Annotated in this window: 24 protein-coding genes and 1 riboswitch; of the genes, 15 read left to right on the plus strand and 9 right to left on the minus strand. The window is 72.4% G+C overall.

The features are described 5' to 3' along the window. Positions 1–17: 17 nt before the first annotated feature. Both OTB19_RS18725 and OTB19_RS18730 read right to left on the minus strand, forming a co-directional pair. Complete coding sequence (locus tag OTB19_RS18725; protein ID WP_267799475.1) at positions 18–1,424, minus strand: uracil-xanthine permease family protein; 1,407 nt, start codon at positions 1,422–1,424, stop codon at positions 18–20. Positions 1,425–1,503: 79 nt separating this feature from the next. Then, a complete protein-coding gene (locus tag OTB19_RS18730; protein WP_267799424.1) occupies positions 1,504–2,718 on the minus strand; it encodes an MFS transporter in 1,215 nt (404 codons plus the stop codon). Between the two features lie 56 nt (positions 2,719–2,774). Here OTB19_RS18730 and OTB19_RS18735 point away from each other — a divergent pair, with 56 nt between their 5' ends. After that, positions 2,775–3,938: an ROK family transcriptional regulator gene (locus OTB19_RS18735; RefSeq protein ID WP_267799425.1), complete on the plus strand. Its 1,164-nt coding sequence runs from the start codon at positions 2,775–2,777 to the stop codon at positions 3,936–3,938. A 56-nt stretch (positions 3,939–3,994) separates the two neighbouring features. Here OTB19_RS18735 and OTB19_RS18740 read toward each other — a convergent pair whose 3' ends face one another. The 3 genes from OTB19_RS18740 to OTB19_RS18750 all read right to left on the minus strand — a co-directional run bounded on the left by OTB19_RS18740 (position 3,995) and on the right by OTB19_RS18750 (position 8,116). Next, a complete protein-coding gene (locus tag OTB19_RS18740) occupies positions 3,995–4,729 on the minus strand; it encodes an SDR family oxidoreductase (protein WP_267799426.1) in 735 nt (244 codons plus the stop codon). A gap of 29 nt (positions 4,730–4,758) precedes the next feature. After that, positions 4,759–5,667, minus strand: coding sequence for an RNA polymerase sigma-70 factor (locus OTB19_RS18745; protein ID WP_267799427.1), 909 nt, complete (start codon positions 5,665–5,667; stop codon positions 4,759–4,761). A gap of 91 nt (positions 5,668–5,758) precedes the next feature. Continuing rightward, positions 5,759–8,116 carry a chitinase C-terminal domain-containing protein gene (locus OTB19_RS18750; RefSeq protein WP_267799428.1) on the minus strand — a complete coding sequence of 786 codons (2,358 nt, stop codon included), beginning with the start codon at positions 8,114–8,116 and terminating at the stop codon, positions 5,759–5,761. 313 nt (positions 8,117–8,429) lie between these two features. Further along, a riboswitch (FMN riboswitch) is annotated at positions 8,430–8,560 on the plus strand. Between the two features lie 224 nt (positions 8,561–8,784). Between OTB19_RS18750 and ribD the strand changes: the two genes are divergently transcribed. From ribD to OTB19_RS18800, 10 genes are all read left to right on the plus strand, one after another. After that, entirely contained in the window at positions 8,785–9,885 is a 1,101-nt protein-coding gene (ribD, locus tag OTB19_RS18755) for a bifunctional diaminohydroxyphosphoribosylaminopyrimidine deaminase/5-amino-6-(5-phosphoribosylamino)uracil reductase RibD (RefSeq protein WP_267799476.1), read from the plus strand. Then, entirely contained in the window at positions 9,886–10,509 is a 624-nt protein-coding gene (locus OTB19_RS18760) for a riboflavin synthase (protein ID WP_267799429.1), read from the plus strand. Next, positions 10,506–11,159 carry a nicotinamide mononucleotide transporter family protein gene (locus OTB19_RS18765; RefSeq protein ID WP_267799430.1) on the plus strand — a complete coding sequence of 218 codons (654 nt, stop codon included), beginning with the start codon at positions 10,506–10,508 and terminating at the stop codon, positions 11,157–11,159. Before OTB19_RS18760 ends, OTB19_RS18765 begins: the two co-directional genes overlap by 4 nt. Beyond that, a complete protein-coding gene (locus OTB19_RS18770; protein ID WP_324289599.1) occupies positions 11,156–12,454 on the plus strand; it encodes a bifunctional 3,4-dihydroxy-2-butanone-4-phosphate synthase/GTP cyclohydrolase II in 1,299 nt (432 codons plus the stop codon). The genes OTB19_RS18765 and OTB19_RS18770 overlap by 4 nt, the downstream gene beginning before the upstream one ends. A gap of 63 nt (positions 12,455–12,517) precedes the next feature. Then, on the plus strand, positions 12,518–13,003 hold the full coding sequence (gene ribH / locus OTB19_RS18775) for a 6,7-dimethyl-8-ribityllumazine synthase (RefSeq protein WP_007262951.1): 486 nt from the start codon (positions 12,518–12,520) through the stop codon (positions 13,001–13,003). Positions 13,004–13,038: 35 nt separating this feature from the next. Next, positions 13,039–13,320 carry a phosphoribosyl-ATP diphosphatase gene (locus tag OTB19_RS18780; protein ID WP_053681798.1) on the plus strand — a complete coding sequence of 94 codons (282 nt, stop codon included), beginning with the start codon at positions 13,039–13,041 and terminating at the stop codon, positions 13,318–13,320. A gap of 76 nt (positions 13,321–13,396) precedes the next feature. Further along, positions 13,397–14,245 carry an ATP phosphoribosyltransferase gene (gene hisG / locus OTB19_RS18785; protein ID WP_053681799.1) on the plus strand — a complete coding sequence of 283 codons (849 nt, stop codon included), beginning with the start codon at positions 13,397–13,399 and terminating at the stop codon, positions 14,243–14,245. A gap of 94 nt (positions 14,246–14,339) precedes the next feature. Next, the gene (locus OTB19_RS18790) at positions 14,340–14,804 is read left to right on the plus strand and encodes a PH domain-containing protein (RefSeq protein WP_267799431.1); all 465 of its coding nucleotides are present in this window, start codon (positions 14,340–14,342) and stop codon (positions 14,802–14,804) included. A 200-nt stretch (positions 14,805–15,004) separates the two neighbouring features. Then, positions 15,005–16,354: a hemolysin family protein gene (locus OTB19_RS18795; RefSeq protein WP_267799432.1), complete on the plus strand. Its 1,350-nt coding sequence runs from the start codon at positions 15,005–15,007 to the stop codon at positions 16,352–16,354. After that, complete coding sequence (locus OTB19_RS18800) at positions 16,351–17,427, plus strand: hemolysin family protein (RefSeq protein ID WP_267799433.1); 1,077 nt, start codon at positions 16,351–16,353, stop codon at positions 17,425–17,427. The genes OTB19_RS18795 and OTB19_RS18800 overlap by 4 nt, the downstream gene beginning before the upstream one ends. A 31-nt stretch (positions 17,428–17,458) precedes the next feature. Here the strand turns inward: OTB19_RS18800 and OTB19_RS18805 are convergent, their stop codons facing one another. Both OTB19_RS18805 and OTB19_RS18810 read right to left on the minus strand, forming a co-directional pair. Beyond that, a complete protein-coding gene (locus OTB19_RS18805; RefSeq protein WP_267799434.1) occupies positions 17,459–19,408 on the minus strand; it encodes an AAA family ATPase in 1,950 nt (649 codons plus the stop codon). A gap of 357 nt (positions 19,409–19,765) precedes the next feature. After that, on the minus strand, positions 19,766–20,419 hold the full coding sequence (locus OTB19_RS18810; RefSeq protein WP_420716860.1) for a uridine kinase family protein: 654 nt from the start codon (positions 20,417–20,419) through the stop codon (positions 19,766–19,768). Between the two features lie 210 nt (positions 20,420–20,629). Here OTB19_RS18810 and OTB19_RS18815 point away from each other — a divergent pair, with 210 nt between their 5' ends. The 3 genes from OTB19_RS18815 to OTB19_RS18825 all read left to right on the plus strand — a co-directional run bounded on the left by OTB19_RS18815 (position 20,630) and on the right by OTB19_RS18825 (position 22,901). Continuing rightward, positions 20,630–22,033, plus strand: coding sequence for a peptidase C39 family protein (locus OTB19_RS18815; RefSeq protein WP_267799435.1), 1,404 nt, complete (start codon positions 20,630–20,632; stop codon positions 22,031–22,033). A gap of 169 nt (positions 22,034–22,202) precedes the next feature. Continuing rightward, the gene (locus OTB19_RS18820; protein ID WP_267799436.1) at positions 22,203–22,631 is read left to right on the plus strand and encodes an SPW repeat protein; all 429 of its coding nucleotides are present in this window, start codon (positions 22,203–22,205) and stop codon (positions 22,629–22,631) included. A 117-nt stretch (positions 22,632–22,748) separates the two neighbouring features. Continuing rightward, positions 22,749–22,901 carry an SCO1431 family membrane protein gene (locus tag OTB19_RS18825; protein WP_267799437.1) on the plus strand — a complete coding sequence of 51 codons (153 nt, stop codon included), beginning with the start codon at positions 22,749–22,751 and terminating at the stop codon, positions 22,899–22,901. Between the two features lie 42 nt (positions 22,902–22,943). On the opposite strand, the gene OTB19_RS18830 is transcribed toward OTB19_RS18825, so the two are convergent. Together OTB19_RS18830 and OTB19_RS18835 are read right to left on the minus strand one after the other, a co-directional pair. After that, entirely contained in the window at positions 22,944–23,954 is a 1,011-nt protein-coding gene (locus tag OTB19_RS18830) for a DUF6114 domain-containing protein (RefSeq protein ID WP_324289597.1), read from the minus strand. Further along, on the minus strand, positions 23,945–24,553 hold the full coding sequence (locus OTB19_RS18835; RefSeq protein WP_267799438.1) for a DUF6230 family protein: 609 nt from the start codon (positions 24,551–24,553) through the stop codon (positions 23,945–23,947). Before OTB19_RS18835 ends, OTB19_RS18830 begins: the two co-directional genes overlap by 10 nt. 98 nt (positions 24,554–24,651) lie before the next feature. On the opposite strand from OTB19_RS18835, the gene OTB19_RS18840 reads away from it, so the two are divergent. Then, positions 24,652–25,338, plus strand: a complete 687-nt coding sequence (locus OTB19_RS18840) for a TetR/AcrR family transcriptional regulator (RefSeq protein WP_267799439.1) — start codon at positions 24,652–24,654, stop codon at positions 25,336–25,338. Positions 25,339–25,366 lie beyond the last annotated feature (28 nt).

Genomic DNA, 25,366 nt, shown 5'->3' on the forward strand with positions numbered 1-25,366 from the left:
GTTCGGGCGAAGCCGCGTCAACCCCGCTTGTCCCCGGGCCCGTCCTCGCCCTCCGGGCCGTCGTAGTCGGAGGTGCCCGAGTCGAGCAGCGGCTCCTCCCGCTTCATGTGCGCCGGGGCGAAGTACCGCAGCGTGTGGTAGCCGGTGATCACCACGATGGTGCCGAGCGCGATGCCGCCCAACTCGAAGCTGTCGGTGACGTTCAGCGTGACGCCGCCGATGCCGATGATGATGCCCGCCGCGGCCGGCACCAGGTTCAGCGGATTGCGCAGGTCCACCCGGCCGCTGATCCAGATCTGGGCGCCGAGCAGGCCGATCATGCCGTAGAGGATCACGGTGATGCCGCCCAGCACCCCGCCGGGGATGGCCGCGACGACCGCGCCGAACTTCGGGCACAGGCCGAAGAGCAGGGCGAAGCCGGCGGCGGCCCAGTAGGCGGCCGTCGAGTAGACCCGGGTGGCCGCCATGACGCCGATGTTCTCGGAGTAGGTGGTGTTGGGCGGGCCGCCCACCGCCGTGGACAGCATCGACGCGGCCCCGTCGGCCGCGATGGCGGTGCCGAGCTTGTCGTCGAGCGGGTCGCCGGTCATCTCGCCGACGGCCTTGATGTGCCCGGCGTTCTCCGCGATCAGCGCGATGACCACCGGCAACGCGATGAGGATCGCCGACCATTCGAAGGCCGGCGCGTGGAAGCTCGGCAGCCCGATCCAATCGGCCCTGGAGACCCCGGAGAGGTCGAGCCGCCAGTGGTCGACCTTGTCCGGCCCGCCCGTGGTCGAGTAGATCTTGCCGAAGACCAGGTCGAGGATCCAGGAGAGCGCGTACCCGAAGACGAGGCCCAGGAAGATCGCGATCCGGGACCAGAATCCCCGCAGACACACCACGGCGAGTCCGGTGACCAGCATGGTGAGCAGCGCCGTCCACTGGTCCTGCGGCCAGTACGTCGAGGCCGTCACGGGCGCCAGGTTGAAGCCGATCAGCATCACCACCGCGCCGGTCACCACCGGCGGCATCGCCGCGTGGATGATCCGCGCCCCGAACCGCTGGACCGCGAGGCCCGCGAGGAACAGCGCCACGCCGACCACGAACACCGCGCCCGTCACGACCGCGCTGTCCCCGCCGCCCGCCCGGATCGCGGCCGCGACCCCGACGAAGGCGAGCGAACAGCCCAGGTACGAGGGGACCCGACCGCGCGTCGCGAGCAGGAAGATGATCGTCGCGACGCCCGACATCATGATGGCCAGGTTCGGGTCCAGGCCCATCAGGACCGGCGCCACGAAACTCGCGCCGAACATGGCCACCACGTGCTGGGCGCCGAGCCCGGCCGTCCGCGGCCACGACAGCCGCTCATCGGGCCGCACCACCGCGCCGGGGGCGGGGGTCCGCCCGTCTCCGTGCAGGGTCCAGCGCACGCCGAAGCCCATGTTCCACCACTCCCGTTTCACCAACCGGTCAACCATCCGGGCCGCACCGCGTGTCGAACCACGGGAGCCAGCCGACATATTACGGCCGGATTCGAGCGGTTTCGTCCCGGTTGGTCGCGACGGCCTTGCCCGCCGAGGGCTTCGGGCGCAGCACGGCGGCCCCCACCACCAGCGCGAGCGCCAGCGACGTGACCAGACCGAAGGAGACCACGAGCGAGGTCGCGTCCGCCACCGCGCCGATCGCCGACGGTGCGATCAGGCCGGAGGTGTACGTGATCGTCGCCACCCCGGCGATCGCCTGGGCCGGCGCCGGACCGCTGCGCGCCGCCGCCGCGAACGCCAACGGGACCACGACCGCGATGCCCAGCCCGATCAGTCCGAACCCCGTGAGGGCCCCCGCCGGATGCCGCACGGTCACCACCAACACCCCGCCCAGGGTGGCCAACACGCCGCCCACGCGGACGGTGCGCACCGCACCGAACCGGTCCACCACCCGGTCCCCGACGAGCCGCGCGACGGCCATCGTCAGCGCGAACGCGGTGGTCGAGGCGGCGGCCAGACCCGCGTCCGTGTGCAGCACGTCCCGCAGGTACACGGCGGACCAGTCGAGACTCGCGCCCTCCGCGAAGACCGCGCAGAAGCCGATCGCGCCGATCAACAGCGCCGACCTCGGGGGCAGGGCGAAGCCCGGCGGCGCCTCCGCGTTCTCCGCGCTGCGTAGGTCCAGCACGCCCCGTACGGCGAACAGCCCGGCCGCGGTCAGCGCGAGCGCGGCGATCAGGTGGTGCAGGCGGGCGTCGGCCCCGGTGTGGGCCGCGAGCGTGCCGGCCGCCGAGCCGAGGAGCGCGCCCACGCTCCACATGCCGTGCAGCGAGGACATGATCGAGCGGCCCATCCGGTTCTCGGTCTCCACGCCGAGCGCGTTCATGGCCACGTCCGCCATCCCCGCGCTCGCCCCGTAGACGAACAGCGCGAGGCAGAGCGTCACCAGGTTCGGGGCGAGGCTCGGCAGGATCAGCGACAGCGTCCACATCGACAGCAGTCCGCGCAGCGCGGTGCGCGCGCCGAACCGGTGGTTGATCCGCCCGGCCAGCGGCATGGCGAGCGCCGCTCCCAGGGCGGGGAAGGCAAGTGCGAGCCCCAGGGTGCCGGCGCTGAGCTGCGCATGGTCCTGGATCCAGGGGATGCGGGTGGCGAAGGAGCCGGTGACGGCGCCGTGGGCGCAGAACACGGCGGCTATGGCGAAGCGGGCATGGCGCAGTCGCGCCGGGCTGAGGTCGGTTTCCCCGGTCATGACACGCAAACTATCAGGGACCCTGCCTGATGGTTAATGCCCCGGGACTCCCTAAGATGGGCGCCGTGATCCCTGCCAAGGCCCTGACGGCCGCCGCTCCCTCGCCCGCGTCGCCGAGCACGGCCCGAGCCATCAACGACCGGCTCGCCCTCGGACTCCTCCAGTCCGAGGGACCCCTCACGGCCACCCAGCTCAAGCACCTGACCGGCCTGTCGCGGCCCTCGGTCGCCGACCTCGTGGAACGACTCACCGAAGCCGGACTGATCGAGGTCGTGGGGGAGTCCGGGGCACAGCGGCGCGGCCCCAACGCCCGCCTGTACGGGATCGTCGCCCGCCGCGCCCACCTGGCCGCGCTGGACGTGCGCACCGACAGCGCCACCGCCGTCGTCACCGACCTGCTGGGCCTGCCACTGGCCGAGGTCTCGCTGCCGGTCGACGCCGTCGAGGAGGCCGTGGACCGGCTGGACACCCTGACGCGGGAGGTCGGCGCGGCACCCCTGCACACCGTGGTCGTCGGCGCTCCCGGACTGGTCTCCCCGGACAGCGGCCACCTCGGCGACACCCTGCGCCTGCCGTCCTGGCACCGGGACCTCGTGGTGGCCCTGCGGCGACGGCTGCCGGCGAAGGTGGTCGTGGAGAACGAGACCAACCTCGCCGCCCTCGCCGAACAGCGGATCGGCGCGGCCCGGGACGTGGAATCCTTCGTCCTGCTGTGGCTGGGCGCCGGGGTGGGCGCGGCGGTGGTCCTGGACGGGCGGCTGCGCCGGGGGGCCTCCGGCGGGGCGGGCGAGATCGGTTTCCTGCCCGTCCCGGGGACCGCCGCACTGCCGTCGGACACCGACTGCGGCGGAGGCTTCCACGCGCTCGCCGGACGCCGTGCCGTCACCGCGCTGGCCGCCGAACACGGCTTCCGGGGACCGGCGGAGGAGGCGGTCGCCGGCGCCGCCGGCGAGGCGTTCCTGGACGCGCTGGCCGAACGCCTCGCGATCGGGGCGGCGGCCGTCGCGGCGATCCTCGACCCGGGCTGCGTGGTCCTGGCGGGCGAACTCGGCCACGCCGGCGGCCCCGCGCTGGCCGCCCGCGTCGCCGCCCGCCTGAGCACCCTGACCCCGGTCACCACGGAGGTCCGCGCCACGGTCCTCGGCGGCGCTGCGGTACTGGCGGGGGCCAGACTGGCCGCCCGCGAGGAGGCACAGGCCGTCCTCTTCGGCGGCGGCTGACCCCGCCCGGCCCGCGCCCCTCGCACCGCCCCCGCACGCCCGGCCCGCGCGCACGACTACCGCCGGGCCAGGAACTCCGCGAAGGTGCCGCGGCCCACCGCGTGCGACGGAGCCAGGTTCCCCCCGCGCCGGAAACCGGCGTACGCCCGGCCCGCGAGCGGCAGCGCGACGATCCGGCGCCGCCTTCCCGTCGCCTTCAGGTACGCACGCGCCAGGTCCGGCAGGCTCCGGATCTCCGGGCCGCCCATGTCGTCCACCCGCCCCGCCGGGACGGGCACCGCCAGCTCCGCCAGCCGGTCCGCGACCTCCTCGACGGCGATCGGCTGTACCCGCACCCCCTTCGGCAGCGGCATCACCGGCAGCCTCGCCGCCGCGCCCACCACCTGCGCGACCAGGTCGTGGAACTGCGTGGCCCGCAGGATCGTCACGCCCAGCCCCGAGGCCTCCAGCAGCCGCTCCACCTTCAGCTTGGTGACGTAGTAGCCCAGCGGCACCACGTCCACGCCCACGATCGAGATGTAGACGATGTTGGTCACGGTCCCGGCCCGCCGGGCCGCCTCCACGAGGTTCCCCGCGGCCACGTCGTCACCCCCGCGCGGGGCGCTCGCGCAGTGCACCACCACCTGCGCGCCGCGCAGCGCCGCGTCCAGACCGGTTCCGTCCGTGAGGTCCACCGGGTGGTCGGGCGCGTGCCGGCTGAGGACCCGTACCTCGTGCCCCGCCGCCCGCAGGCGCGTGGTGACGAGCGAGCCGAGGTTTCCGGTGCCTCCGGTGACGACGATCGTGTTCACGGTGTCCGTTCCTTCCCGAGGGGGTTCGTTCACCAGCCTGGACCGGGCAGCCTCCCGGAATGTGACAGCTGTCGTCGCAGGAACCCCAGCTTCTCCGGGTTGACCACCACCCGCGCGCCGCTGACCAGTCCATTCTCGAATTCCGGCAGGAACACCGCCACCTCGCCGAAGACCAGCGCCGGGGCCCCGTTGACCTCCGCGAAGGCGACCGCCTCCTCGCCGACGAACTTGCGCAGCGCGCCCACCAGGAAACGGGCCACGTTCTCCCGGCCCAGGATCGGCCGCCGGGCCGCGCCCACCACCCCGCCGCCGTCCGACACGTACCGGACGTCGGTCGCGAGCAGGCTCTCCAGCCGGGCCAGGTCCCCGTCGCGCGCCGCGGACATGAAGGTCTCCACCAGGCCCCGCCACCGCTCGGGATCGGGTTGGAACCGCGGCCGCGGGGTGTCCACCCGCTCCGCCGCCCGTCGGTGGAGCTGCCGGGAGTTGGCCTCGGTGACGTCCAACAGCCCGGCGATCTCCCGGTGCCCGTACCCGAAGGCCTCGCGCAGCACGTACACGGCGCGCTCCTTCGGCGTCAGCCGTTCCAACAGCACCAGCAGGGCCATCGAGACGCCGTCCCGGCGCTCGGTCGAGTCCAGCGGGCCGAGCGTCCCGTCCCCGGTGAGGACCGGTTCCGGGAGCCAGGGGCCGACGTACTCCTCGCGGCGGGCGCGCGCGGAGGTGAGCCGGTTGAGGCACAACCGGGTGACCACCTTGGCCAACCAGGCCCCCGGATGCGCGATCGGCTCCCGGTCGGCGCCGTTCCACCGCAACCAGGCGTCCTGTACGACGTCCTCGGCCTCGTGGGCGGAGCCCAGCATGCGGTAGGCGATGCCGAACATCCGTTGCCGGTGTTCCTCGAATTCCGCTCCGGTCGCGGCGTTGTCCGTGGTCACGGCCCCAGCCTACGAGCGAACGCGCGAGGACCCGGTGGCCGCCGGGCCACCGGGTCCTCACACTCGTCGGATCAAGCGGGCAGACCGGGGGTCAGCACGCGCCCTGGTCCTTCCAGACGCCCCAGTCACCGGTGGTGCCGGGCTCCTCGTTCTGCGTCCACCAACCGGCCTTCCAGTTGCGGCCCTTGTGCGAGACCACGTTGCCGCTGTTGTAGACCTGACCCGCGACGTACGCCGGGTTGGTGCACGTGCCGCCCGGAGGCGTCGTCGGCGGGGTGGTCGGCGGGGTGGTGGGGGGAGTCGTCGGCGGGGTGGTGGGCGGGGTCGTGGTGCCCGGCTCCACGACCGTGGTGCCGCGCGCCAGGTCGCCGGCGAGGGCGTAGGTCGTGCCGGAGATGTTCACCGTCCAGTTGGAGGGCGTGGACACCGGCAGGTAGTAGTTGAACGCCAGGTCGACCGAGGCGCCCGGGGCCAGCGTCTGCCAGGCCGGGAGCTTCAGGGAGACCCGGTGGAAGTCGCCCTTCAGACCACCGACGTTGCTGCCGGTGTGGTCGCTGCTGATCACCTTCGTGCCGAATCCGGACTGGTCCGAGGCGTTGTTCGGAGCCGAGGTCGCGTAGTCGAACTGGAACTCGGTGCCGCCCGGCAGCGTGGTCCGGGTGTTGTTGGTGATCTTGATTTTCGGGGTGATCGGGTAGTTGGAGTCGCCGAGCTTGAACTCGGTGAACTCCGTCGCCACGTCCACGGCCTTCTTCGGCAGCGCGGTGTTGGACTTGCTCGCGCCGTACGGGGAGGCCGCCTTGAACTTGTCGTACATCAGCGAGGTGAGCGTGTCGCCCATCTCGTACTGGCCCTTCGTGGCGTTCCAGGCGTAGTCGCCCGCCATCTCCCAGACCATCGTGCCGCCGATGCCGCGGTCCACGACGTAGTCGGCCTTGGCCGCCACCGACTGCTCGTCCTCGGTGGAGAGGAAGACCTTCTTCTGGGCGTTCCACAGCCACGGCGCGACCAGCTTGGCGTCGTACTTGCGGACGTAGGTGCCGGTCAGGGCGGTGTTCGCGGGGAAGCCGTACCTGGTGACGTAGTCGCCGACGATCCCCTTCTCCAGGTTCTTGGCGTGCCACATCGGGTTGGAACCGGCGGGGGACTCGACCCCGTTGGCGTCCTTGTCGTGCCACAGGTTGTCGATGCCGACGGCGCCGTCACCGCACTTGGTCAGACCGGCGCCGGCCGGGCAGGTCGTCGCGGACGCCTTGCCCCACAGTCCGTCGGTGCCGCCCTGCACGTTCTTGTGGCCGCGGGTGTAGTACGGCAGGCCGATGTTGATGCGGCCCGCCGGCATCGAGCCGCGGAAGTAGTGGTAGGCCCAGTCGGTGTTGAGGTACCCGACGCCCCCGTACTGGGAGCTGCCGTAGACGTTGGCGGCCGCCAGCTCGGCGTCCTTGCCGTCGTCGAACAGCGAGGCGTTGGGGCCGACGTACTCGTTCCAGGCGCCGTGCAGGTCGTAGGACATGATGTTGACGTAGTCCAGGTACTTCTGCATCTGGAACGTCTCCATGCCCCGCAGCAGGTAGCCGGAGGACGGGGCGGCGACGGTGAGCATGTAGTGCTTGCCGTCGGTGGCGCCCGCGCGGTCGAGCTTCTCGCGCAGCGACTTCATCAGGGCCGCGTAGCCCTTGACCAGCCCGGCCCGGCGGGCGTTGGAGAGCTGCCAGTCCAGCGGGTTGCCCGCGTCCTTCATGGTGGTCGGGTACTCGTAGTCGATGTCGACGCCGTTGAACCCGTACGTGCGGATGAACTCGACGGAGGAGTTCGCGAAGGTGTCGATGCCGGCCTGGTTGACCGAGCCGTCGGCGTTGGTGGCCATCGAGTAGAAGCCGCCGGAGGCGACCCGGTTGCCGTCGTCGCCGAAGTAGCCGCCGGTCTCGGCCCAACCGCCCACCGAGATCAGGGTCTTCACGTTCGGGTACTGCTTCTTGAACTTCGTCAGCTGGTTGAAGTGGCCCTTGTAGGGGAGGGCCGGATCCATCTCGGCGCCCGCGACACCCGGCCAGGTCATCCCGGTGGCCGCGTTGTTCGCGTTGTCCGCGCCCACGGCGATCTTGTTGTCCCCGCCGACGTGGGCGAAGGCGTAGTTCAGGTGGGTGACCTTGGACCAGGGGATGTTGTTGGCGAGGTAGGCGGGGGTGCCGTCCTTGCCGGTGCGCCATCCGGTGAAGTAGCCGATGACGCGCCGCTGGTGGTCGGCGCCCATCTTCTCGCGGCCCTCGGAGTCGTAGACCGAGCAGTACGGGACGTCGACTCCGGCCGTCTTGTACAGCCCGTCGGGGCGACACGACTCGTTGTCGGCGGCGTGCGAGACGCCGGCCGAGAGCCCGCCGACCAGCAGTCCGGCGATTGCGGCGCCGGATGCCAGGAGCATCGCTCTCGTACGTGTGGGGGACGGCATGGTGCCTCCTGGGGAGGGGAGGATGGCAGGACACAACGTGCATCAACATGCGGAAGGGTGACGCTGGTTGGCCCGCGACGTGCGCACATCCGACGGGCCGGCTCCCTGGGAAGATGAAGGGAACGTTAAGAGGACTAGACCAACCCGTCAATAGGTCTGGACCAACGCTCGGTCGGAAGTGCGCGTCCCGCGCCGGCGGCGCGCGGCCGGCGCGACAGTGGCGCTCAAGAATGGCTTGTTTGTGATCCAGGCCACATACGCTCACCCGCATGGCCGCCGATCACCCGTGGCACACTGGCCTGAGTACCAGTAGCAGCGCACTCCGGGGTCGGTGTAATTCCGAACCGGCGGTTATAGTCCGCGACCCGTCCGCAGCCAGCGGCCGGTTGACCAGGTGAAATTCCTGGACCGACGGTTAAAGTCCGGATGGGAGGCAGTGCGCGGCGGGCAGTCACCGGTACGCCGCCGTCGGCGGTCCATCGGCGTATCCAGCGGATACGTCTCGAAGGGACCGTTCATCCGGCCTCGGCGTCCCCGCGTGTGCCACCCGCTTCATCTGTCGTATCCCGACAGGCCCCGGAGTCCGTGCCCGATTGAGGCAGGAGGACCCGGTGGCGCCACACGCCGACACGCACCACGACGACGCGTCCGCACGTGACGCGCACGCCATGCGTGACGAAACCGCCATGCGCCGAGCCATCGAGCTCGCGGCCCGCGGACTCGGCTCCACCAGCCCCAACCCCGTCGTCGGCTGCGTCGTCACGGACGCCACCGGCCGCGTCGTCGGCGAAGGCTGGCACGAACGGGCCGGCGGCCCGCACGCCGAGGTCCACGCCCTGCGCGCGGCCGGGGCGGCGGCCCGCGGCGGCACCGCCTACGTCACCCTCGAACCCTGCAACCACACCGGCCGCACCGGCCCCTGCGCGCAGGCCCTCGTCGACGCCGGCGTCACCCGCGTCCTCTACGCCGTCCCCGACCCGACCCCGCAGGCCGGCGGCGGCTCCGCCACCCTGCGCGCGGCCGGGATCACCGCCGAGGTCGGCCTCCTCGCCGACGAGGCCGAGGACGGCAACGCCGCCTGGCTGACCTCCGTGCGCCTGGGCCGCCCCCACGTCCTGTGGAAGTACGCCGCCACCCTCGACGGCCGCGTCGCCGCCGCCGACGGCACCAGCCGCTGGATCAGCTCCGCCGAGTCCCGCGCCGACGTCCACCGGCTGCGCGCCGAGGTCGACGCCGTCCTCGTCGGCGCCGGCACCCTGCGCGCCGACGACCCGCACCTCGCCGTGCGCGGACCCGCGGTGCAGGCCCTCGCGGGCCGGCCGCTGCGGGTCGTCCTGGACACCCACGCCCGCATCCGGCCCGGCGCCCGCGTCCTGGACGACGCCGCGCCGACCCTGCTCGCCGTCGGCGAGGACGCCGACACCCGGCACCTGCCCGGAGTCGACGTGGTCCGCCTCCCCGGCGACGCGCACGGACTCTCCGTCGAGGCCCTGCTCGCGGAGCTGTACCGGCGCGGCACCCGCTCCGTCCTCCTCGAAGGCGGCCCGACGCTGGCCGGCGCGTTCGTCGCGGCGGGCGCCGTGGACAAGGTCGTCGGCTACCTCGCCCCCGTCCTGCTCGGAGCGGGCCCGAACGCCCTCGCCGACGCCGGCGTCGCCACCCTCACCGACGCGCTCCGTCTCCGCATCACCGACACGACCCGCATCGGCACCGACATCCGCGTCACCGCAGTCCCCGAAGCCGCCCCCATCGCCCCCAAGGAGCACTGAGTGTTCACCGGAATCGTCGAAGAACTGGGCGAGGTCACCGCCGTCGAGCAGCTCGCGGAAGCCTCCCGCTTCCGCCTGCGCGGCCCCCTCGTCACCGACGGCGCCAAGCACGGCGACTCGATCGCCGTCAACGGCGTCTGCCTGACCGTGGTGGAGACCGCCGACGGCGAGTTCACCGCCGACGTCATGCAGGAGACCCTGAACCGCTCCAGCCTCGGCGCCCTCACCCAGGGGTCCCGGGTCAACCTGGAGCGCCCGATGGAACTCGGCGGGCGGCTCGGCGGGCACCTGGTCCAGGGCCACGTGGACGGCACCGGCACGATCCTGTCCCGCACCCCCTCCGAGCACTGGGAGCTCGTCAAGGTCGGCCTTCCCGCCGGCCTCGCGCGGTACGTCGTCGAGAAGGGCTCCATCACGGTCGACGGCGTCAGCCTCACCGTGGTCGAGGCCGCCGCCGACTGGTTCACGATCAGCCTCATCCCGACCACCCTCGCCCTGACCACGCTCGGCCTCAAGCAGAGCGGCGACCCGGTCAACCTGGAGGTGGACGTCCTCGCCAAGTACGTGGAACGCCTGCTCGCCGCCGGAGTGAACCCCCTGCACGCCCGGGAGGAATCGAAGTGAGCGCCCTGACCTGGCTCAACACCGAGGCCTTCGAGGTCGTCGGCCAGAAGGTCATCTGGTCCGACATGATCGGCAACCTGATGGGCCTGGCCGCCCTCGCGCTCGGCTGGCGCCGCTCCATATGGACCTGGCCCGCCCAGCTCCTCTCCGGCCTGATCCTCATCGCCGCCTACGCCTCCGCCCACCTCGCGGGCGGCGTCGGCAAGCAGCTTCTCGTCATCGGCGTGGCCGTCTGGGGCTGGCGGGCCTGGCAGAAGGGCCGGCAGCAGGCCCAGGACGGCTCCATCGCCGTCCGCACGGCGAGCTGGAAGGAGCGCGGACTGCTCCTGGCCGGCGCGGCCCTCGGCACCCTTGCGGTCGGCGGCCTCTTCACGCTGTTCCCGCACCTGTCGTGGAGCCCGTGGGCGGACGCCTACATCTTCGTCGGCACCATCGTGGCCATGGTGGCCCAGGCCCGCGGCCTGGTGGAGTTCTGGTTCGCCTGGCTCCTCGTCGACCTCGTCGGCGTCCCCCTCGCCTTCAACAACGGCCTGGCCTTCTCCGGTCTCGTCTACGTCGTCTACTTCGCGCTCGTCCTGTGGGGCGCGTACGACTGGTACCAGCGCTCGCGCCGCACCCCCGCCCCGGCCCTCGAAGGAGCAACGGCATGACCCCCCTCAAGCCCGTGCCGGACATGCCCGCCGCAGTCGAGGAGACCTTCCGCCTCGACCCGGTCGAGCAGGCCATCCGCGACATCGCCGCGGGCCGCCCGATCGTCGTCGTCGACGACGAGGACCGCGAGAACGAGGGGGACCTCGTCATCGCGGCGGAGAAGGCCACCCCCGAGATCATCGCGTTCATGATGAGCGAGTGCCGCGGCCTGATCTGCGCCCCCATGGAGGGCCCCGAGCTGGACCGGCTGGAACTTCCCCAGATGGTCCGGAACAACACCGAGTCCATGCAGACGGCCTTCACCGTCTCCGTCGACGCGAGCGCCGCCCACGGCGTCAGCACCGGGATCTCGGCCGCCGACCGCGCCACCACGCTGCGCCTGCTGGCCGCGGGCTCCTGCGAGCCCTCGGACTTCGTCCGCCCCGGCCACGTCTTCCCGCTGCGCGCCAAGCCCGGCGGCGTCCTGGTCCGCAACGGCCACACCGAGGCCGCCGTGGACCTCGCCCGCCTCGCGGGCCTGCGCCCGGCCGGCGCCATCGTGGAGATCGCCGGCGAGGACGGCGTCATGCTGCGCCTGCCCGAGCTGATCCCCTTCGCCCGCAAGCACGGGCTGACGATCATCTCGATCGAGGACCTGATCGCCTACCGGCGCTCGGCGGAGCCGACCGTGCGCCGCGAGGCCGAGGTCAGCCTGCCGACCGCCTTCGGCGAGTTCACCGCGTACGGCTACCGCTCCACCGTCGACGGCGTCGAGCACATCGCCCTCGTCCACGGCGAGGTGGGGGACGGCGGCGACATCCTGGTCCGCATGCACTCCGAGTGCCTGACCGGGGACATCTTCCAGTCCCAGCGCTGCGACTGCGGCCCCCAGCTGCACGCCTCCATGGCCCGCATCCAGGCCGAGGGCCGCGGCGTCGTCGTCTACCTGCGCGGCCACGAGGGCCGCGGCATCGGCCTCCTGTCCAAGCTGCGCGCGTACGAGCTCCAGGAGCGCGGCCGCGACACCCTCGACGCCAACCTCGAACTCGGCCTGCCCGCCGACGCCCGCGACTACGGGGCCGGCGCCCGGATCCTCGCCGACCTGGGCGTGCACGGCGTCCGACTGCTGACGAACAACCCCGACAAGGCCGCCGCCCTGGTCCGCCACGGCATCACGGTCGACAGCCGGGAGCCGATGCCCGTCGAGGCCGGCGAGCACAACCTGCGGTACCTGCGCACCAAGCGGGACCGGATGGGCCACGACCTGCCCTGGCTGGACGAGGCCGTGTCCACCTCCGCCTGCGGCAACCAGTAACACGTACGAGCCAACCCGACACCACCCCGAGCACCACCCGACCAACACCCGAGGAGCAGAGCTGTGAGCGGCAAGGGCGCACCCGAACTGAGCGTGAAGAACTGCGGAGACCTGCGAGTCGCCGTGATCGCGGCCCAGTGGCACGAGAAGGTCATGGACGGTCTGGTCGACGGCGCCCTGCGGGCCCTGCACGAGCTGGGCATCGACGAGCCCACCCTCCTGCGGGTCCCGGGCAGCTTCGAGCTCCCGGTCGTGGCGAAGGTACTCGCCGGTCGCGGTTACGATGCCATCGTCGCCCTCGGAGTGGTCATCCGCGGCGGCACCCCGCACTTCGACTACGTCTGCCAGGGCGTCACCCAGGGCCTGGTACAGGTGTCGATCGACACCGGAGTCCCCGTCGGCTTCGGTGTGCTGACCTGCGACAACGACGAGCAGGCGCTGGACCGCGCCGGGCTTGAGGGGTCGAATGAGGACAAGGGGCACGAAGCGGTCACCGCCGCCGTCTCCACCGCCATGACCCTGCGGACCGTCAGCGAACCCTGGCGCTGAGTGGCGGCGGGGGACCCCTTATTCTGAGGACCATCATGGCGAACACATCCCCCAAGAGCTTCGAAGAGCTCTTCACCGAGCTCCAGCTCAAGGCCGCCAACGGCGACCCCGGCACCTCCCGCACCGCCGAGCTCGTCTCGCAGGGCGTGCATGCCATCGGCAAGAAGGTCGTCGAGGAGGCCGCCGAGGTCTGGATGGCCGCCGAGTACGAGGGCAAGGAAGCCGCCGCCGAGGAGATCTCCCAGCTGCTCTACCACGTCCAGGTGATGATGGTGGCGCGCGGGATCACCCTCGACGACGTCTACGCGCACCTCTAGACCGGCAGCCCTCCCGCGGGCCCCCCGCCCGCCACCCGTCCCCACCTTTCGCAACCCACGCACCAAAGGAAGCCCCATGCTGCGCATCGCCGTCCCCAACAAGGGTGCACTCTCCGGACCTGCGTCGGCGATGCTCCATGAGGCCGGCTACCGGATGCGCAAGGAGTCCAAGGAGCTCGTGGTCGTCGACCCCGAGAACGAGGTGGAGTTCTTCTACCTCCGCCCCAAGGACATCGCGATCTACGTGTCCTCCGGGAAGCTCGACATCGGCATCACCGGCCGCGACCTGCTGCTCGACTCCGGCGCCAGCGCCGAGGAGATCCTGCCGCTGAACTTCGGCCGGTCCACCTTCCGCTACGCCACGATCCCCGGCACCGCGAAGGGCCCCGAGGACTTCACCGGGATGACCATCGCGACCTCGTACGAGGGAATCGTCGCCAAGCACCTCGCCGACCAGGGCATCGACGCCTCCGTCGTGCACCTCGACGGCGCGGTGGAGACCGCCATCCAGCTCGGCGTCGCCCAGATCATCGCCGACGTCGTCGAGACCGGCACCAGCCTGCGCAACGCCGGCCTGGAGGTCATCGGCGAGCCGATCATGACCTCCGAGGCGGTCGTCATCCGCGGCAACACCGCCGACGCCGAGGACCCGCGCACCCAGCAGTTCCTGCGCCGCCTCCAAGGCGTCCTGGTGGCCCGCAGCTACGTGATGATGGACTACGACTGCCGCGCCGAGCACCTGGAGCGCGCGGTCGCCCTCACCCCGGGCCTGGAGTCGCCGACCGTCTCCCCGCTGCACAACGAGGGCTGGGTCGCCGTCCGCGCCATGGTCCCCGCCAAGGAAGCCCAGCGGATCATGGACGACCTGTACGAGCTCGGCGCGCGCGCGATCCTCACCACCTCGATCCACGCCTGCCGCCTCTGACGCGTCCCGTCCGGCGGATCCGCCGTCACCGCGGATCCGCCACTCCACCGGCCCATCAGACGCACCACCTTCCGAGCAGAACCGAGCGCACACCATGGCCGAGTCCGCCGCCCAGCCCGCACCGCCCGCCTTGCCGGTCACCTTCCGGCCGAACCGCACCCGGGCCGTCCTGCTGGGCGTCGGGACCGTCATGTTCGTGACCATCGGATCGATCGCGTTCCTCCTGGAGAACCTCAGCCCGGGGGAGCGGATCAGCTTCCTGTTCACCGCCGCCCTGCTGAGTTCCGTCCTCGTCCTGCTCAGCCGCCCCAAGGTGGTCGCGGACGAGGCCGGCGTCACCGTGGTCAACCTCACGACGACCCGCCGACTGGAGTGGGCGCAGATCCTGCGCGTCAACCTCCGCCCCGGCGACCCGTGGGTGTTCCTCGACCTGAACGACGGCACCAGCCTGCCCGCACTCGGCATCCAGCCCGGCGTCGCCAGGGCCCAGGCGATCGGCGACGCCCGCGCCCTGCGCGCCCTGGCCGAGAGCCGCGGAACGGGCGGACACGACCACTGACCCCGCCCAGGATCGTCGCCGCGTCCCATTGCGGCGGCGATCCGAGTGACTACCCTGGTGGCGGGGCGCAGCCGTGCGCCCTCCCACCGGCCCCGGGACCCCGTGGCCCGCGGGCAACTGCGACTTGAGGAGTGACTCCCTCCAGCAATGGACGGATCGTCCGGTAGTACCCGCGCCGCCCTCCCGATGGAGGCGGCGGCATGACCATCCCGCTACTCCTGCTCGTGGCGGCTTTCGTCCTGATCCTCGCCAACGGTTTCTTCGTGGCAGCCGAATTCGGCCTCGTCACGGTGGAGCGACCCGAGGCCGAACGCGCCGCGGCCGACGGTGACCGCCGTGCCCGCACGGTGGTCGAGGCCCTGAAGGAACTCTCCTTCCAGCTCTCCGGCACCCAGCTCGGCATCACCATCACCTCCCTCGTCGTCGGCATGCTCGCCGAACCGGCGCTCGCGGCCCTGCTGTCCGGGCCGCTCGCCGCCACCGGCCTGCCCGGGGGAGCCGTCTCCGGCGTCGCCGTCGTCATCGGCATGCTGCTCGCCTCCGCCGTCCAGATGGTCGTCGGCGAGCTCGTACCGAAGAACTGGGCGGTCTCCCGACCGCTCCAGGTGGCCCGGTTCGTGGCCGGCCCCCAACAGGTCTTCTCCCGCGCCTTCCGGCCGGTCATCGCGGCCCTCAACGCCGTCGCCAACCGGCTCGTCCGCGCGCTCGGGGTCGAGCCCACCGACGAGATGGCCTCCGCCCGCACCCCCGGCGAACTCGTCTCCCTGGTCCGCCACTCGGCCCAGGCCGGCGCCCTCGAACAGGACACCGCCGACCTCTTCGTACGGACCCTCTCGCTGGGCGAGCTCACGGCCCAGCACGTCATGACCCCCCGGGTGAAGGTCAGCGCCCTCCAGCACACGGCCACCGCGGCCGACGTGCTCAACCTGACCCGGGCCACCGGCCTGTCCCGCTTCCCGGTCTACCGCGAACGCATCGACGAGATCACCGGCGTCGTCCACCTCAAGGACGCCCTCGCCGTGCCCGAGTCCGAGCGCGCCCGCACCACCGTGGGCCGGATCTGCGTCGCCCCGCTGCTGGTCCCCGGCTCCCTGCCGGTCCAGCCCCTGCTGGAGCGGCTGCGCAGCGAACAACCGATGGCCGTGGTCGTCGACGAGTACGGCGGCACCGCCGGAGTCGTCACCCTGGAGGACATCGTGGAGGAACTCGTCGGAGAGGTCCGCGACGAGCACGACCTCGCGGAGGACGGCACGCCCGAACTGGCCGCCGTACCCGCCGAGGACGGCCGCCCCTCCTGGGAGGCCGACGGCAGCTGCCGCGTGCACACCCTGCGCCGCATAGGCCTGGAGGTGCCCGAGGGCCCCTACGAGACCGTCGCCGGACTGGTCGCCGACCTGCTCGGTCGGATCCCCGCCCCCGGCGACCGGGCCGAGCTCCCCGGTTGGAAGCTGTCCGTCCGCCAGGTCGGCCGCTACCGCGCCGAACGGGTCAGGCTGGTCCGCACGGCCCCCGTCCCCACCCCGGCCGAGCCCCAGGCGGTGGGCCGGTGAACGCCCTCCAGCTCGTCTTCGCCCTGCTCCTGGTCCTGGCCAACGGCTTCTTCGTCGGCGCCGAGTTCGCTCTCGTCTCCGTACGCCGCAGCCAGATCGAACCCCTCGCGGCCGGGTCCAAGCGGGCCCGCCAGGTGCTCCACGGCCTGGAGAACCTGCCGCGCATGATGGCGGCGGCCCAGTTCGGCATCACCATGTGCTCGCTCACCCTCGGCGCCGTCGCCGAACCGACCGTGGCCCGGCTGCTGGAGCCCGTCTTCCACGCCGCGCACGTGCCGGAAGGCCTGATCCACCCCCTCGGCTACGCCGTCGCGCTCGCCGCCGTGGTCTTCCTGCACCTGGTCATCGGCGAGATGGTCCCCAAGAACCTCGCCATGGCCGCCCCCGAGAAGACCGCCCTGTGGTTCAGCCCCGGCCTGGTGGCCTTCGCCCGGGTCTGCGGCCCGGTCACGACCGCCCTCGGCGCCTGCGCCACGCTCGTCCTGCGGCTCTTCAAGGTCGAGCCGAAGGACGAGGTCGAGGCCGTCTACACGAGCGCCCAGCTCGGTCGCCTCCTCAAGGACTCCCGGCAGGCCGGGTTCCTGGAGCAGGTGCAGCACGAACGGCTCGAGGACGCCCTCGAACTGGGCAGCCGCCCCGTCACCGACGTGCTGCTGGCCCACGACCGGCTCGTGTCGGTCAGCCCGGCGGTCACCCCGCGCCAGATCGAACAGCTGACGGTGCGCACCGGCTACTCCCGGTTCCCCGTCCAGTCCGACAGCGGTGCCTTCATGGGCTACCTGCACGTCAAGGACGTACTGGACCTGGAGGACCGGGAACGGGCCGTGCCCCAGCGGGTCTGGCGCCGGATGACCACGGTGTGCTCCACCCTCCCGCTGGACGACGCCCTCACCGTCATGCGCCGGGACGCCACCCACCTGGCCCAGGTCGCGGACCCGGCCGGCCGGGTGCTGGGCCTGGTCGCGATGGAGGACGTACTGGAGATGCTGGTCGGAGAGGTGCGCGATCCCGCGCACCGCACCGCCCCGCCGGCCCGCCGGGCACCCGTCTCGGAGGAGGCCATGGCGAGCTGACCCCGCCGGCCCGACCCGGAGCCCCCGTCGCCTACAGCGGCGGGGGCTCCGTGCGGTCCTGGGGGCCCCGGCCCGACAGGACCTCCCCGTACGCCTGCATCAGATCGGCCAGCCGCAGCGTCGCCAGGTCCTCCCGGGAGGGATCCGCGGCGAACCCCGCCAACCGCAGGTCCCGGTACGCGCAGCTCTTCTCGTACAGGGTCCGCAGGAAGCGGCCGTTGCCCAGCTCGTCGATCCAGCCCTGCTCGACGACGTGCCCGCTGATGCTGCGCAGCTCGTCGAGGGCCTCCTCGTCCCAGCAGTCCCCGTTCGCGTCGGCCAGCACCCCGCCGATGGCGGTCAGCTCCGGCGGCCGGTAGCTCGGGAAGTCCACCCGGGTGGTGAACCGCGACGAGAGCCCCGGGTTCGTGGCCAGCAGCCGGTCCATCCCGGCCGGATAGCCCGCCAGGATCACCACCAGGTGGTCGCGGTTGTCCTCCGCCCGCTTCAACAGGACCTGGAGGGCCTCGTCCCCGTACGCGTCACCCTTGCTGTAACCGGAGTTGGACAGGCTGTAGGCCTCGTCGACGAACAGCACCCCGCCGATCGCGGAATCGATCAGTTCGTTCGCCTTCACGGCCGTCTGCCCCAGGAACTCGCCGACCAGGTCGGCCCGTTGGGCCTCCACCAGATGATCGCCACCCAACAGGCCGAGGGCGTAGAACACCCGGCCCAGGATCCGCGCGACCGTGGTCTTGCCCGTCCCCGAGGGCCCCGAGAAGACGAAGTGCCGCTTCGGCGGCTGCACCGGCAGCCCCTGACTCGCCCGCAACCCGGCCATGTGCAACTGCGCCGACAAGGCCTTCACCTGCCGCTTGACGGGCTCCAGGCCCACCATCCGCTCCAACTCGGCGAGCGCCTCGGCCAACGCCTGCGGATCGGCGGGCCCGGCCGGCAGACCCGCCGCCCGGGGCGGAACCACCACCTTGCGGCGCACGCCCTCCAACCGGTTCGGGCCGGGCGGCACCCCACCCGGCCCGAACCGCTGATCCGGCGGCTCCAGAACCGTCGGCGGATCCGGCTCGACCTGCCCGTCCGCCGCGATGTCCTGCACCGGGCCCGAGCCGCCGCCCAGCGCCACCGCCGCGAAGTCCCCGCCGGACGGGGAGAGCCCGTGCCCGGCGAAACCCTCGCCGGAGTGCCCGTACCCCGCGTACCCGTCGGCCCCGTCCACGAAGTCGGCGTCCTCGATCGCCGTCAGCCGCGCCACCGTGTCCATGAACGCCGGATCCACCCGGTGCACGGCGCGGTACAGCGGCAGCGCCGCCGCGCTGCGCCCCGTGCCCTCGTGCGCCCGCGCCAGCCAGTACCGCAGCTCCTTGCGCTGGGGCTGCTCGCTGCGGCACCGCATCAGCGCCGCCGACAGCATCGGCTCGGCCTGCCCGTACATCTCCAGCCGGACCCGGGCCATCCCGCCGAACAGACCCGCCTCGATGCCCAGCAGCGGATCGTCGACCAGCGGCTCGGTGTGCCGGACCAACTGGTCCCAGTCCTTCACCAGATACGCCCGGCAGGCGTGCAGGAAGCGCACCTGCGCATCGGTGTCCACGGGGGGCAGGGCGGCCAACGCCTGGTCCAACTCGGGCACGTGACGGCCGTCCAGCCAGTGCGAGGCGTGGGCCAACAACAGGTCCCGGCGACTCTCCAGCACCGGCTGCACCCACCAGCCCAGCCAGTACCAGGAGTTCAGCATGCGTCGGTGACGGGCCCGCTGCTCGCCGAGCCGGTCCCGATGGGCGTACATGCGCAATAACGCGTTGGTGGTGTCCACCCGGAGCGCGTGGAGACCCAGCCAGGCGTCGGCCATCGCGGGATCGAGCCGTACGGCCGCCCGGAACTCCTCCTCGGCCTGCGGATAGGCACCCATCGTGCAGGCGTCCACCCCGCGCAGCCAGGCGAGTTCGGCCGGGGCGTGCGCGCTGCCCGGCGTGCCGAAGTCCATCACATCCCCCACAAGCCTGCCCCCGTGGTACGCGGCAACCCCCGCGTCAGTCCCGCGAGTTGCCTACCGCGCCAGATGAAATCAGGGCTGCATCGTACCTGCGGTGACGCACCTTACCCAGGGTGCGGGGGGTGTGCGTCGGGGGCGCGTTTCGGGCCGCTGTGGTGACGCAGGGTGAAGGGCCGGGTGCGGTGGGCCCCGCTGAGGGCAGAACGAAGCCCCCGGTCACGGGGGAACAACCGGGGGCTTCACGTCCGCCGCGGCCCTTGCGGACCGGGCATTCAGAACGTAAGGCCGTCGCGGGCGCCAGGTCAAGCCGGTCGGAGAGGGCCGGTGCGGACGGATTTCCGGATCCGCTCAGGCGCGGGGGAGCCCGTCACCTTCCGTGACGGAAGAGGTGGTTCCCGCGGTCGCACCGGCCCCGGAAGTCCACTCGTATCCCGTACCGCTCTGGCGTACCAGGGTGTCGGCGAAGGGGCGCGAAGGGTCGTCCGCGAAGTGCGCGAGCTCCGCGCGCTCCCATCCGTCCCAGAAGTCGGAGAGTTCGCGCCCGTCCCGGTTTCGCCCGCGCCCCCAGGACTGCGCGCGCGGTGTCTCCATCCACAGCAGCCTCGCCAGCCACGGCCGCAGCGTCCGCCGCCCCGCCCCGACCCCCTCGACGAGCAGCACCGGGGCCGGCTCCAGCTCCCGCGCGGGGCCGAACCGGCGCTCCACCCAGTCGTACGGCGTCCAGAGCGCGGGCCGGCCGGCGCGGAGCGGCTCCAGCACCTGGGCACCCAGACGCCCGTCCCACGCGAACAGTTCCTCGTGGGTGGCCACGTCGTCCAGGTGCATCACCGGCGCCCCGCCCAGGGCCTCGGCGAGCCGCTCCGCGAAGGTGCTCTTCCCGGAGCCGGCGTGCCCGTCGATGCCGATCAGCCGCACCGGACCGAGTGACGGCGGCAGGGAGGCCAGCTCCCGCGCGAGCCGTTCCAGGGGGCCGCCCGCCCCGGCGGGCCCGTGGGACTCCACGGCCGCGAGGGGATCGGGTGACGGGGGTGACGGATGTGGCTCCACCCGGCCAGCCTAGGCGGTGGCGGCGGGGGCGCCCGCGGGGGAATCCGCCCGGCGGGACCGGCCGAGTGGCAGCGCCGACACGGGGCCCGTGGCTTCGCCGCCCCGCAGCCGGGAACTGGAAGGGTGGACCAGCCGAGCCACCGCACCGACCCATGGGGGCCACCGATGACCGCACCCACACCACGCAGGGCCCTGCTTGCCGTCGCCCTCGCGGCCGCCGCCGCGGCCACCGTTCCCGGCGGGGCGGCCTCCGCCGCCGGCCCGTCCCGGGGCGGCGCGAAGACCCCCGCGGCCCCGGGCGCCGGCGCGTCCGCCGAGGCCGCCACGGGCCGGACGGTCGACAACCGCTTCTGGTACTCCCACGCCCACTGGCTGGCCGGCGCCCACCACGGCACCACGGCGGTCGGCGGCGCCCGACCCGGCCTGGAGATGAAGGTCCCGGCCGGCCGGACCGAGTACACCGACCCGCACACCGCGCGGAAGGCCACCTGGGAGTACGCCTCCTGGACCTCGCCGGTGCACCGCTCGACCGTTCCCGCCACCGAGGCCATCGCGTCCTGGAACGCCCGCACCCCGGCCGGCACCTGGATCCGGATCGAGCTGCGCGGCACGTACACCGACGGCACCGCCACCCCGTGGTACGTCATGGGCCGTTGGGCCTCCGGCGACGGCGACATCCGGCGCACCTCGGTCGACGGGCAGAGCGACGGGCGCAGCACCGTCTGGACCGACACGCTGGCCCTCGACGGGCCCGCCAAGGCCGCCGGCCTGCGCATCCGTGACTGGCAACTGCGCCTGACCCTCTACCGCAAGCCCGGCGCCGAGCGCGGGCCGACGGTCTGGCTGGCCGGCGCGATGGTCTCCGACGTCCCGGACCGCTTCACCGTCCCCGCCTCCGCCCCGTCGGGCACGGCCCACGAACTGAAGGTCCCGAGGTACTCGCAGGAGGTCCACATCGGCCGGTACCCCGAGTACGACAACGGCGGCGAGGCCTGGTGCAGCCCCACCTCCTCCCAGATGATCATCGAGTTCTGGGGGCGCAGGGCCAGTGCGGCGGCCGTGGGGTGGGTCCGCAAGGGCTACTCCGACCCGCAGGTCTGCCACGCCGCCCGGTCCACGTACGACGCGGCGTACAAGGGCTGCGGCAACTGGCCCTTCAACGCCGCCTACGCCGCCACGTACCGGGACATGGCCGGGGTCGTCACCCGGCTGACGTCCCTCGCCGACCTGGAGGTCCTGGTCCGCGCCGGGATCCCGGCCATCACCTCGCAGTCCTTCCGCGCCGAGGAGCTGACCGGCGCCGGCTACGGCACGGCGGGCCACCTGATGACCGTCATCGGCTTCACGGCCGCCGGGGACGTGATCGCCAACGACCCGAACTCGGCGGACAACCCGTCCGTCCGCCGCGTCTACCGGCGCAAGGAGTGGGAGACGATCTGGCTCCGCACCAAGCGCCGCAACGCCGCGGGCAAGGAGGTCTCCGGCACCGGCGGCATCTGCTACCTGTACGTCCCGGCCCGCCCGTCGGCGGCCGCGATCCGGGCGCTGCGGACGGTGGGCGTGCTCTGACGGGGCCGGCGGGCGGTCCGCTTGTCGCACGTACCCGCACGCTTGTCGGAAGCACGAAAAAGTCCGTGCCCGTTTCCGTTGACCCGAATGGGTTGTAAGTGGAGCATAAAGGGCACAGAACGTGTGTAGGCACAGGGCAGATTCAAGGTTCAACAGGAGGCGGCCCGCCATGACCACCCACCCGAACATCGAACAACACCCCGACCTCGCCGAGATGCGCACGCGCTTCGAGCAGGTCACCAGCACGCCCCGCGCGCAAGCGGTCGAGGCGATGGCCCTGATCACCGGCCTCTACATCGCGGCGTCGCCGTGGATCGTCGGGTTCAGCGGCTTCGGCTCGCTGGCGGTCAACAACCTGATCGCCGGACTGGCGTACTGCCTGTGCATGGGCGGCCTCGGGTCCGCCTACGAGCGCACGCACGCGATGGCGTGGACCGCCGTCGTCATCGCGGCCTGGACGATCGTCGCCCCGTGGGTCATCGCGGGAGACGTCGCCACGACCCGCACCGTGCTCAGCAACGTCATCGCCGGCGCTGTCGCGCTGGTGCTGGCACTGGCCATGGCGGGCATGGCCGGCCGGGACCGCCGCACGGGCTGACCGCACCGCACCGCCCCGTCACGCCCGCCGAACCCCGGCGGGCGTGACGTGCGCCACCCGTGACGCTCGTCTCTCGTCCCTACCGCAAGAGCAGCGAATGCTGCCACATTGGACGGCATGACCACACATGCCGCAGCCCCGACCGACCGCGCCCGCAGCCTCGCCCGCACGGGCGGCCCCAAGGACGGCTCCGGTTGGCTGGAGCACGTGCTCGGCTGGACCCTGGTGGTCGTCATCGCCATGTTCGTCACCCAGGTCGGCTGGCTCTAGGCCGGAGTCCTCGGCGGCGCGCGGAGGAACGGCGCCGCCGGATCACGAGGCGTCCAGGCGCAGCCCGTCGGTGACGATCACGTCCGAGGTGACCAGTGCCTGTTCGGCGGTCACCCGCGTCATGAAGACGAACGGCGGGATCACCGGGGGAGCGGGCAACCCCTCGGGGCTGAAGGTGACGCACAGCAGCCCCTCGATGCAGCCGCTGAACCGGGTCATGTACAGGGTGACGTCGCCCCGCAGGGTCAAGGACCGGGCCGCCAGGTCGTATTCGTCCCCGCCGTCCCGGGTGCGCAGCCGGTAGTCGTACAGCGAGGCCGCCGCCATCCGCAGCACCAGTACCTTGCGCGGCCCGTCGATCGTGTCCAGCTCGGTGACCCCCGCCAGGGCGAAGCCCTGGGGCGCGAACAGCGAGGTGGTCACCGTCGGGGGAGTGCGGGCCGCCCTCGGAGGTCCCTGCGCGGTCGCGTCGGCCCTGGCCGGTGGGGCCCCCGAGGCCAGCGCGACCAGCAGGGCCAGGGGCAGTGCCACCGCCGTCACGCGTGACCCGGCGCCACCCGGACCGGGTACGCTCCCGGGCCAGGCGCCCGCCGTCGCGGCGGCGTCCCCCTCCGTCGAGTCGGCCGCCTCCTTCTCCTTCTCCGGCAGCGGGGTCCAGCCGAAGGCCAGCGCACTGCCGGCGATGCCGAGCAGCATCCCCACCAGGAAGCCGCCCAGGTTCGTCGCCACGAAGGACAGCACCGAGAGCAGCAGGGCGTGGATCGACACGTACGCCCTGGCCTGCGGCAGGAACCACAGGAACAGCCCGGCCACCACCAGCGCCGCCCCGATCCCGATCGCCGCGATCCCGCCGAGCCCCAGGCTGACCAGCACGGTCAGCGGGGAGAGGGGGATCAACAGCAGCTCGATCCCGCCCGACACCAACAGCAGCCCGCCCCAGAACGGCCGGGTCCGCCGCCAGGCGCGCAGTCGTCGCCGCGGGCCGGGCAGGGGGAGCCGCGGCGCCCACCGCCCCGTGCCCGGATCCGCGGGTCGGCGCGCCCCTAGAAGCACTGCTTGCCGTCCAGGCCGACGCTCAACTTCATGCCCTTGAGGCGGAAGTTGCCGCCGGTCGCGGACCAGGCGTGCGAGCGCACGTTCAGGACCTCGATGTTCCCGGCCTGGAGACCGAACGCGCCCGGTTCGCCCCTGACCCCCTCGACCTGGTCGAGGGTGGAGGCGTCCCGGCCGATCTGCGCCGTGCCGAAGGTGGCGTCGCCGTCGAGGTCCTCGCCGTCGATCACCAGGTTCTCGGCGGTGACCTGGCCGGCGGGTCCGCCGGCGCTCAGCTTGAAGACCACCGTGCCCACCGGGGTGTTCACCCGGGCGGACTGGCAGATGTCGGCCAGCGTGGCCTCGCCGATGCCGAGCAGGGCGACCGGATGCCCCTTGCCGTCGACGGAACGGTCCGTCTGCACGTAGGACGCCAGGCCCTTGCTGCTCAACTTGGATGAGGAGACCTGGAAGGAGGTCCCCGAGACGGCGAAGGACGCGGCGAGCGCGCCCTGCGCCATGACGACGCCCATCGCCCCGACCGCGATCACCGCGGGCAGTGCGACCGCCACCGTCTTCTTCCACTTGACCCGGCCCTCGCGGCCGCTGTTCGTGCTCATGGAGGTGCCTCCCGTACGTCGTCCGTGCGCAGGGAAGTGCATGAGACAGGTCTGCCATACTGCGGGCTTCCTGTGGGAGTTCGAGGCTAGGGCCGAATTTGAATAATAGTCAACAGCGCGGCGCGACCGGCCGTTCGCAGGCCCGTCGGGCCGAACTCATGGCGATCGGGCGCAAGTTGTTCGCCGACACCTCGTACGACGCGCTCTCCATGGACGACATCGCCCAACACGCCGGTGTCGCAAAGGGGTTGATCTACTACTACTTCAAGAGCAAGCGCGGCTACTACCTCGCCATCGTCGAGGAGTCCGTCGCCGAACTCGTCGCCCGCGCGGCCGCGGAGACCGAACTGGCCGGCTCGGAACGGGCCCGCCGCACCATCGACGGCTACCTGTACTACGCCGAACACCACCGGGCCGCCTACCGCACGATCGTCACCGGCGGCGTCGGCTCCGACGCCGAGGTGCTCGCCATCCGCGACGCGGTCCGCGAGGAACTGGTCGCCACCATCGCCGAGGCCGCGTACGGCCGCCGCACGGTCTCGCCGCTCGCCCGGCTCGCGCTCGTGGGCTGGCTCTCCGGGGTCGAGGGGATCACCCTGGAGTGGATCGGCGGGCTCGACGGGGAGGGCCGGCTCGGCCGGGACGAGGTCGCGGCGCTCCTCGTGCGGCAGCTGCGCGCGACCCTGACGGTGATCGAGGAGTTCGCCCCCGACCACCCCGCTCCACCGGCGCACGAGGCCCCGGGGGATCCCGATGATCATGCACCGGTGACGGGAAGCCCCTGATCGGGCATACTCAAGCCGCCGCAGCCAC

It is taken from the genome of Streptomyces sp. H27-H5, from assembly GCF_026627505.1.
Taxonomy (GTDB): Bacteria; Actinomycetota; Actinomycetes; order Streptomycetales; family Streptomycetaceae; genus Streptomyces.

What these genes read in the sequence shown, in the direction of transcription:
- OTB19_RS18795 (WP_267799432.1), top strand. Translation starts at nt 15,005, where the DNA reads ATGACCATCCCGCTACTCCTGCTCGTGGCGGCTTTCGTCCTGATCCTC.
- hisG (WP_053681799.1), top strand. Translation starts at nt 13,397, where the DNA reads ATGCTGCGCATCGCCGTCCCCAACAAGGGTGCACTCTCCGGACCTGCG.
- OTB19_RS18770 (WP_324289599.1), top strand. Translation starts at nt 11,156, where the DNA reads ATGACCCCCCTCAAGCCCGTGCCGGACATGCCCGCCGCAGTCGAGGAG.
- ribD (WP_267799476.1), top strand. Translation starts at nt 8,785, where the DNA reads ATGCGTGACGAAACCGCCATGCGCCGAGCCATCGAGCTCGCGGCCCGC.
- OTB19_RS18750 (WP_267799428.1), bottom strand. Translation starts at nt 8,116, where the DNA reads ATGCCGTCCCCCACACGTACGAGAGCGATGCTCCTGGCATCCGGCGCC.
- OTB19_RS18820 (WP_267799436.1), top strand. Translation starts at nt 22,203, where the DNA reads ATGACCACCCACCCGAACATCGAACAACACCCCGACCTCGCCGAGATG.
- OTB19_RS18815 (WP_267799435.1), top strand. Translation starts at nt 20,630, where the DNA reads ATGACCGCACCCACACCACGCAGGGCCCTGCTTGCCGTCGCCCTCGCG.
- OTB19_RS18835 (WP_267799438.1), bottom strand. Translation starts at nt 24,553, where the DNA reads ATGAGCACGAACAGCGGCCGCGAGGGCCGGGTCAAGTGGAAGAAGACG.
- OTB19_RS18790 (WP_267799431.1), top strand. Translation starts at nt 14,340, where the DNA reads ATGGCCGAGTCCGCCGCCCAGCCCGCACCGCCCGCCTTGCCGGTCACC.
- OTB19_RS18780 (WP_053681798.1), top strand. Translation starts at nt 13,039, where the DNA reads ATGGCGAACACATCCCCCAAGAGCTTCGAAGAGCTCTTCACCGAGCTC.
- OTB19_RS18805 (WP_267799434.1), bottom strand. Translation starts at nt 19,408, where the DNA reads ATGGACTTCGGCACGCCGGGCAGCGCGCACGCCCCGGCCGAACTCGCC.
- OTB19_RS18725 (WP_267799475.1), bottom strand. Translation starts at nt 1,424, where the DNA reads ATGGGCTTCGGCGTGCGCTGGACCCTGCACGGAGACGGGCGGACCCCC.
- OTB19_RS18730 (WP_267799424.1), bottom strand. Translation starts at nt 2,718, where the DNA reads ATGACCGGGGAAACCGACCTCAGCCCGGCGCGACTGCGCCATGCCCGC.
- OTB19_RS18735 (WP_267799425.1), top strand. Translation starts at nt 2,775, where the DNA reads ATGGGCGCCGTGATCCCTGCCAAGGCCCTGACGGCCGCCGCTCCCTCG.
- OTB19_RS18825 (WP_267799437.1), top strand. Translation starts at nt 22,749, where the DNA reads ATGACCACACATGCCGCAGCCCCGACCGACCGCGCCCGCAGCCTCGCC.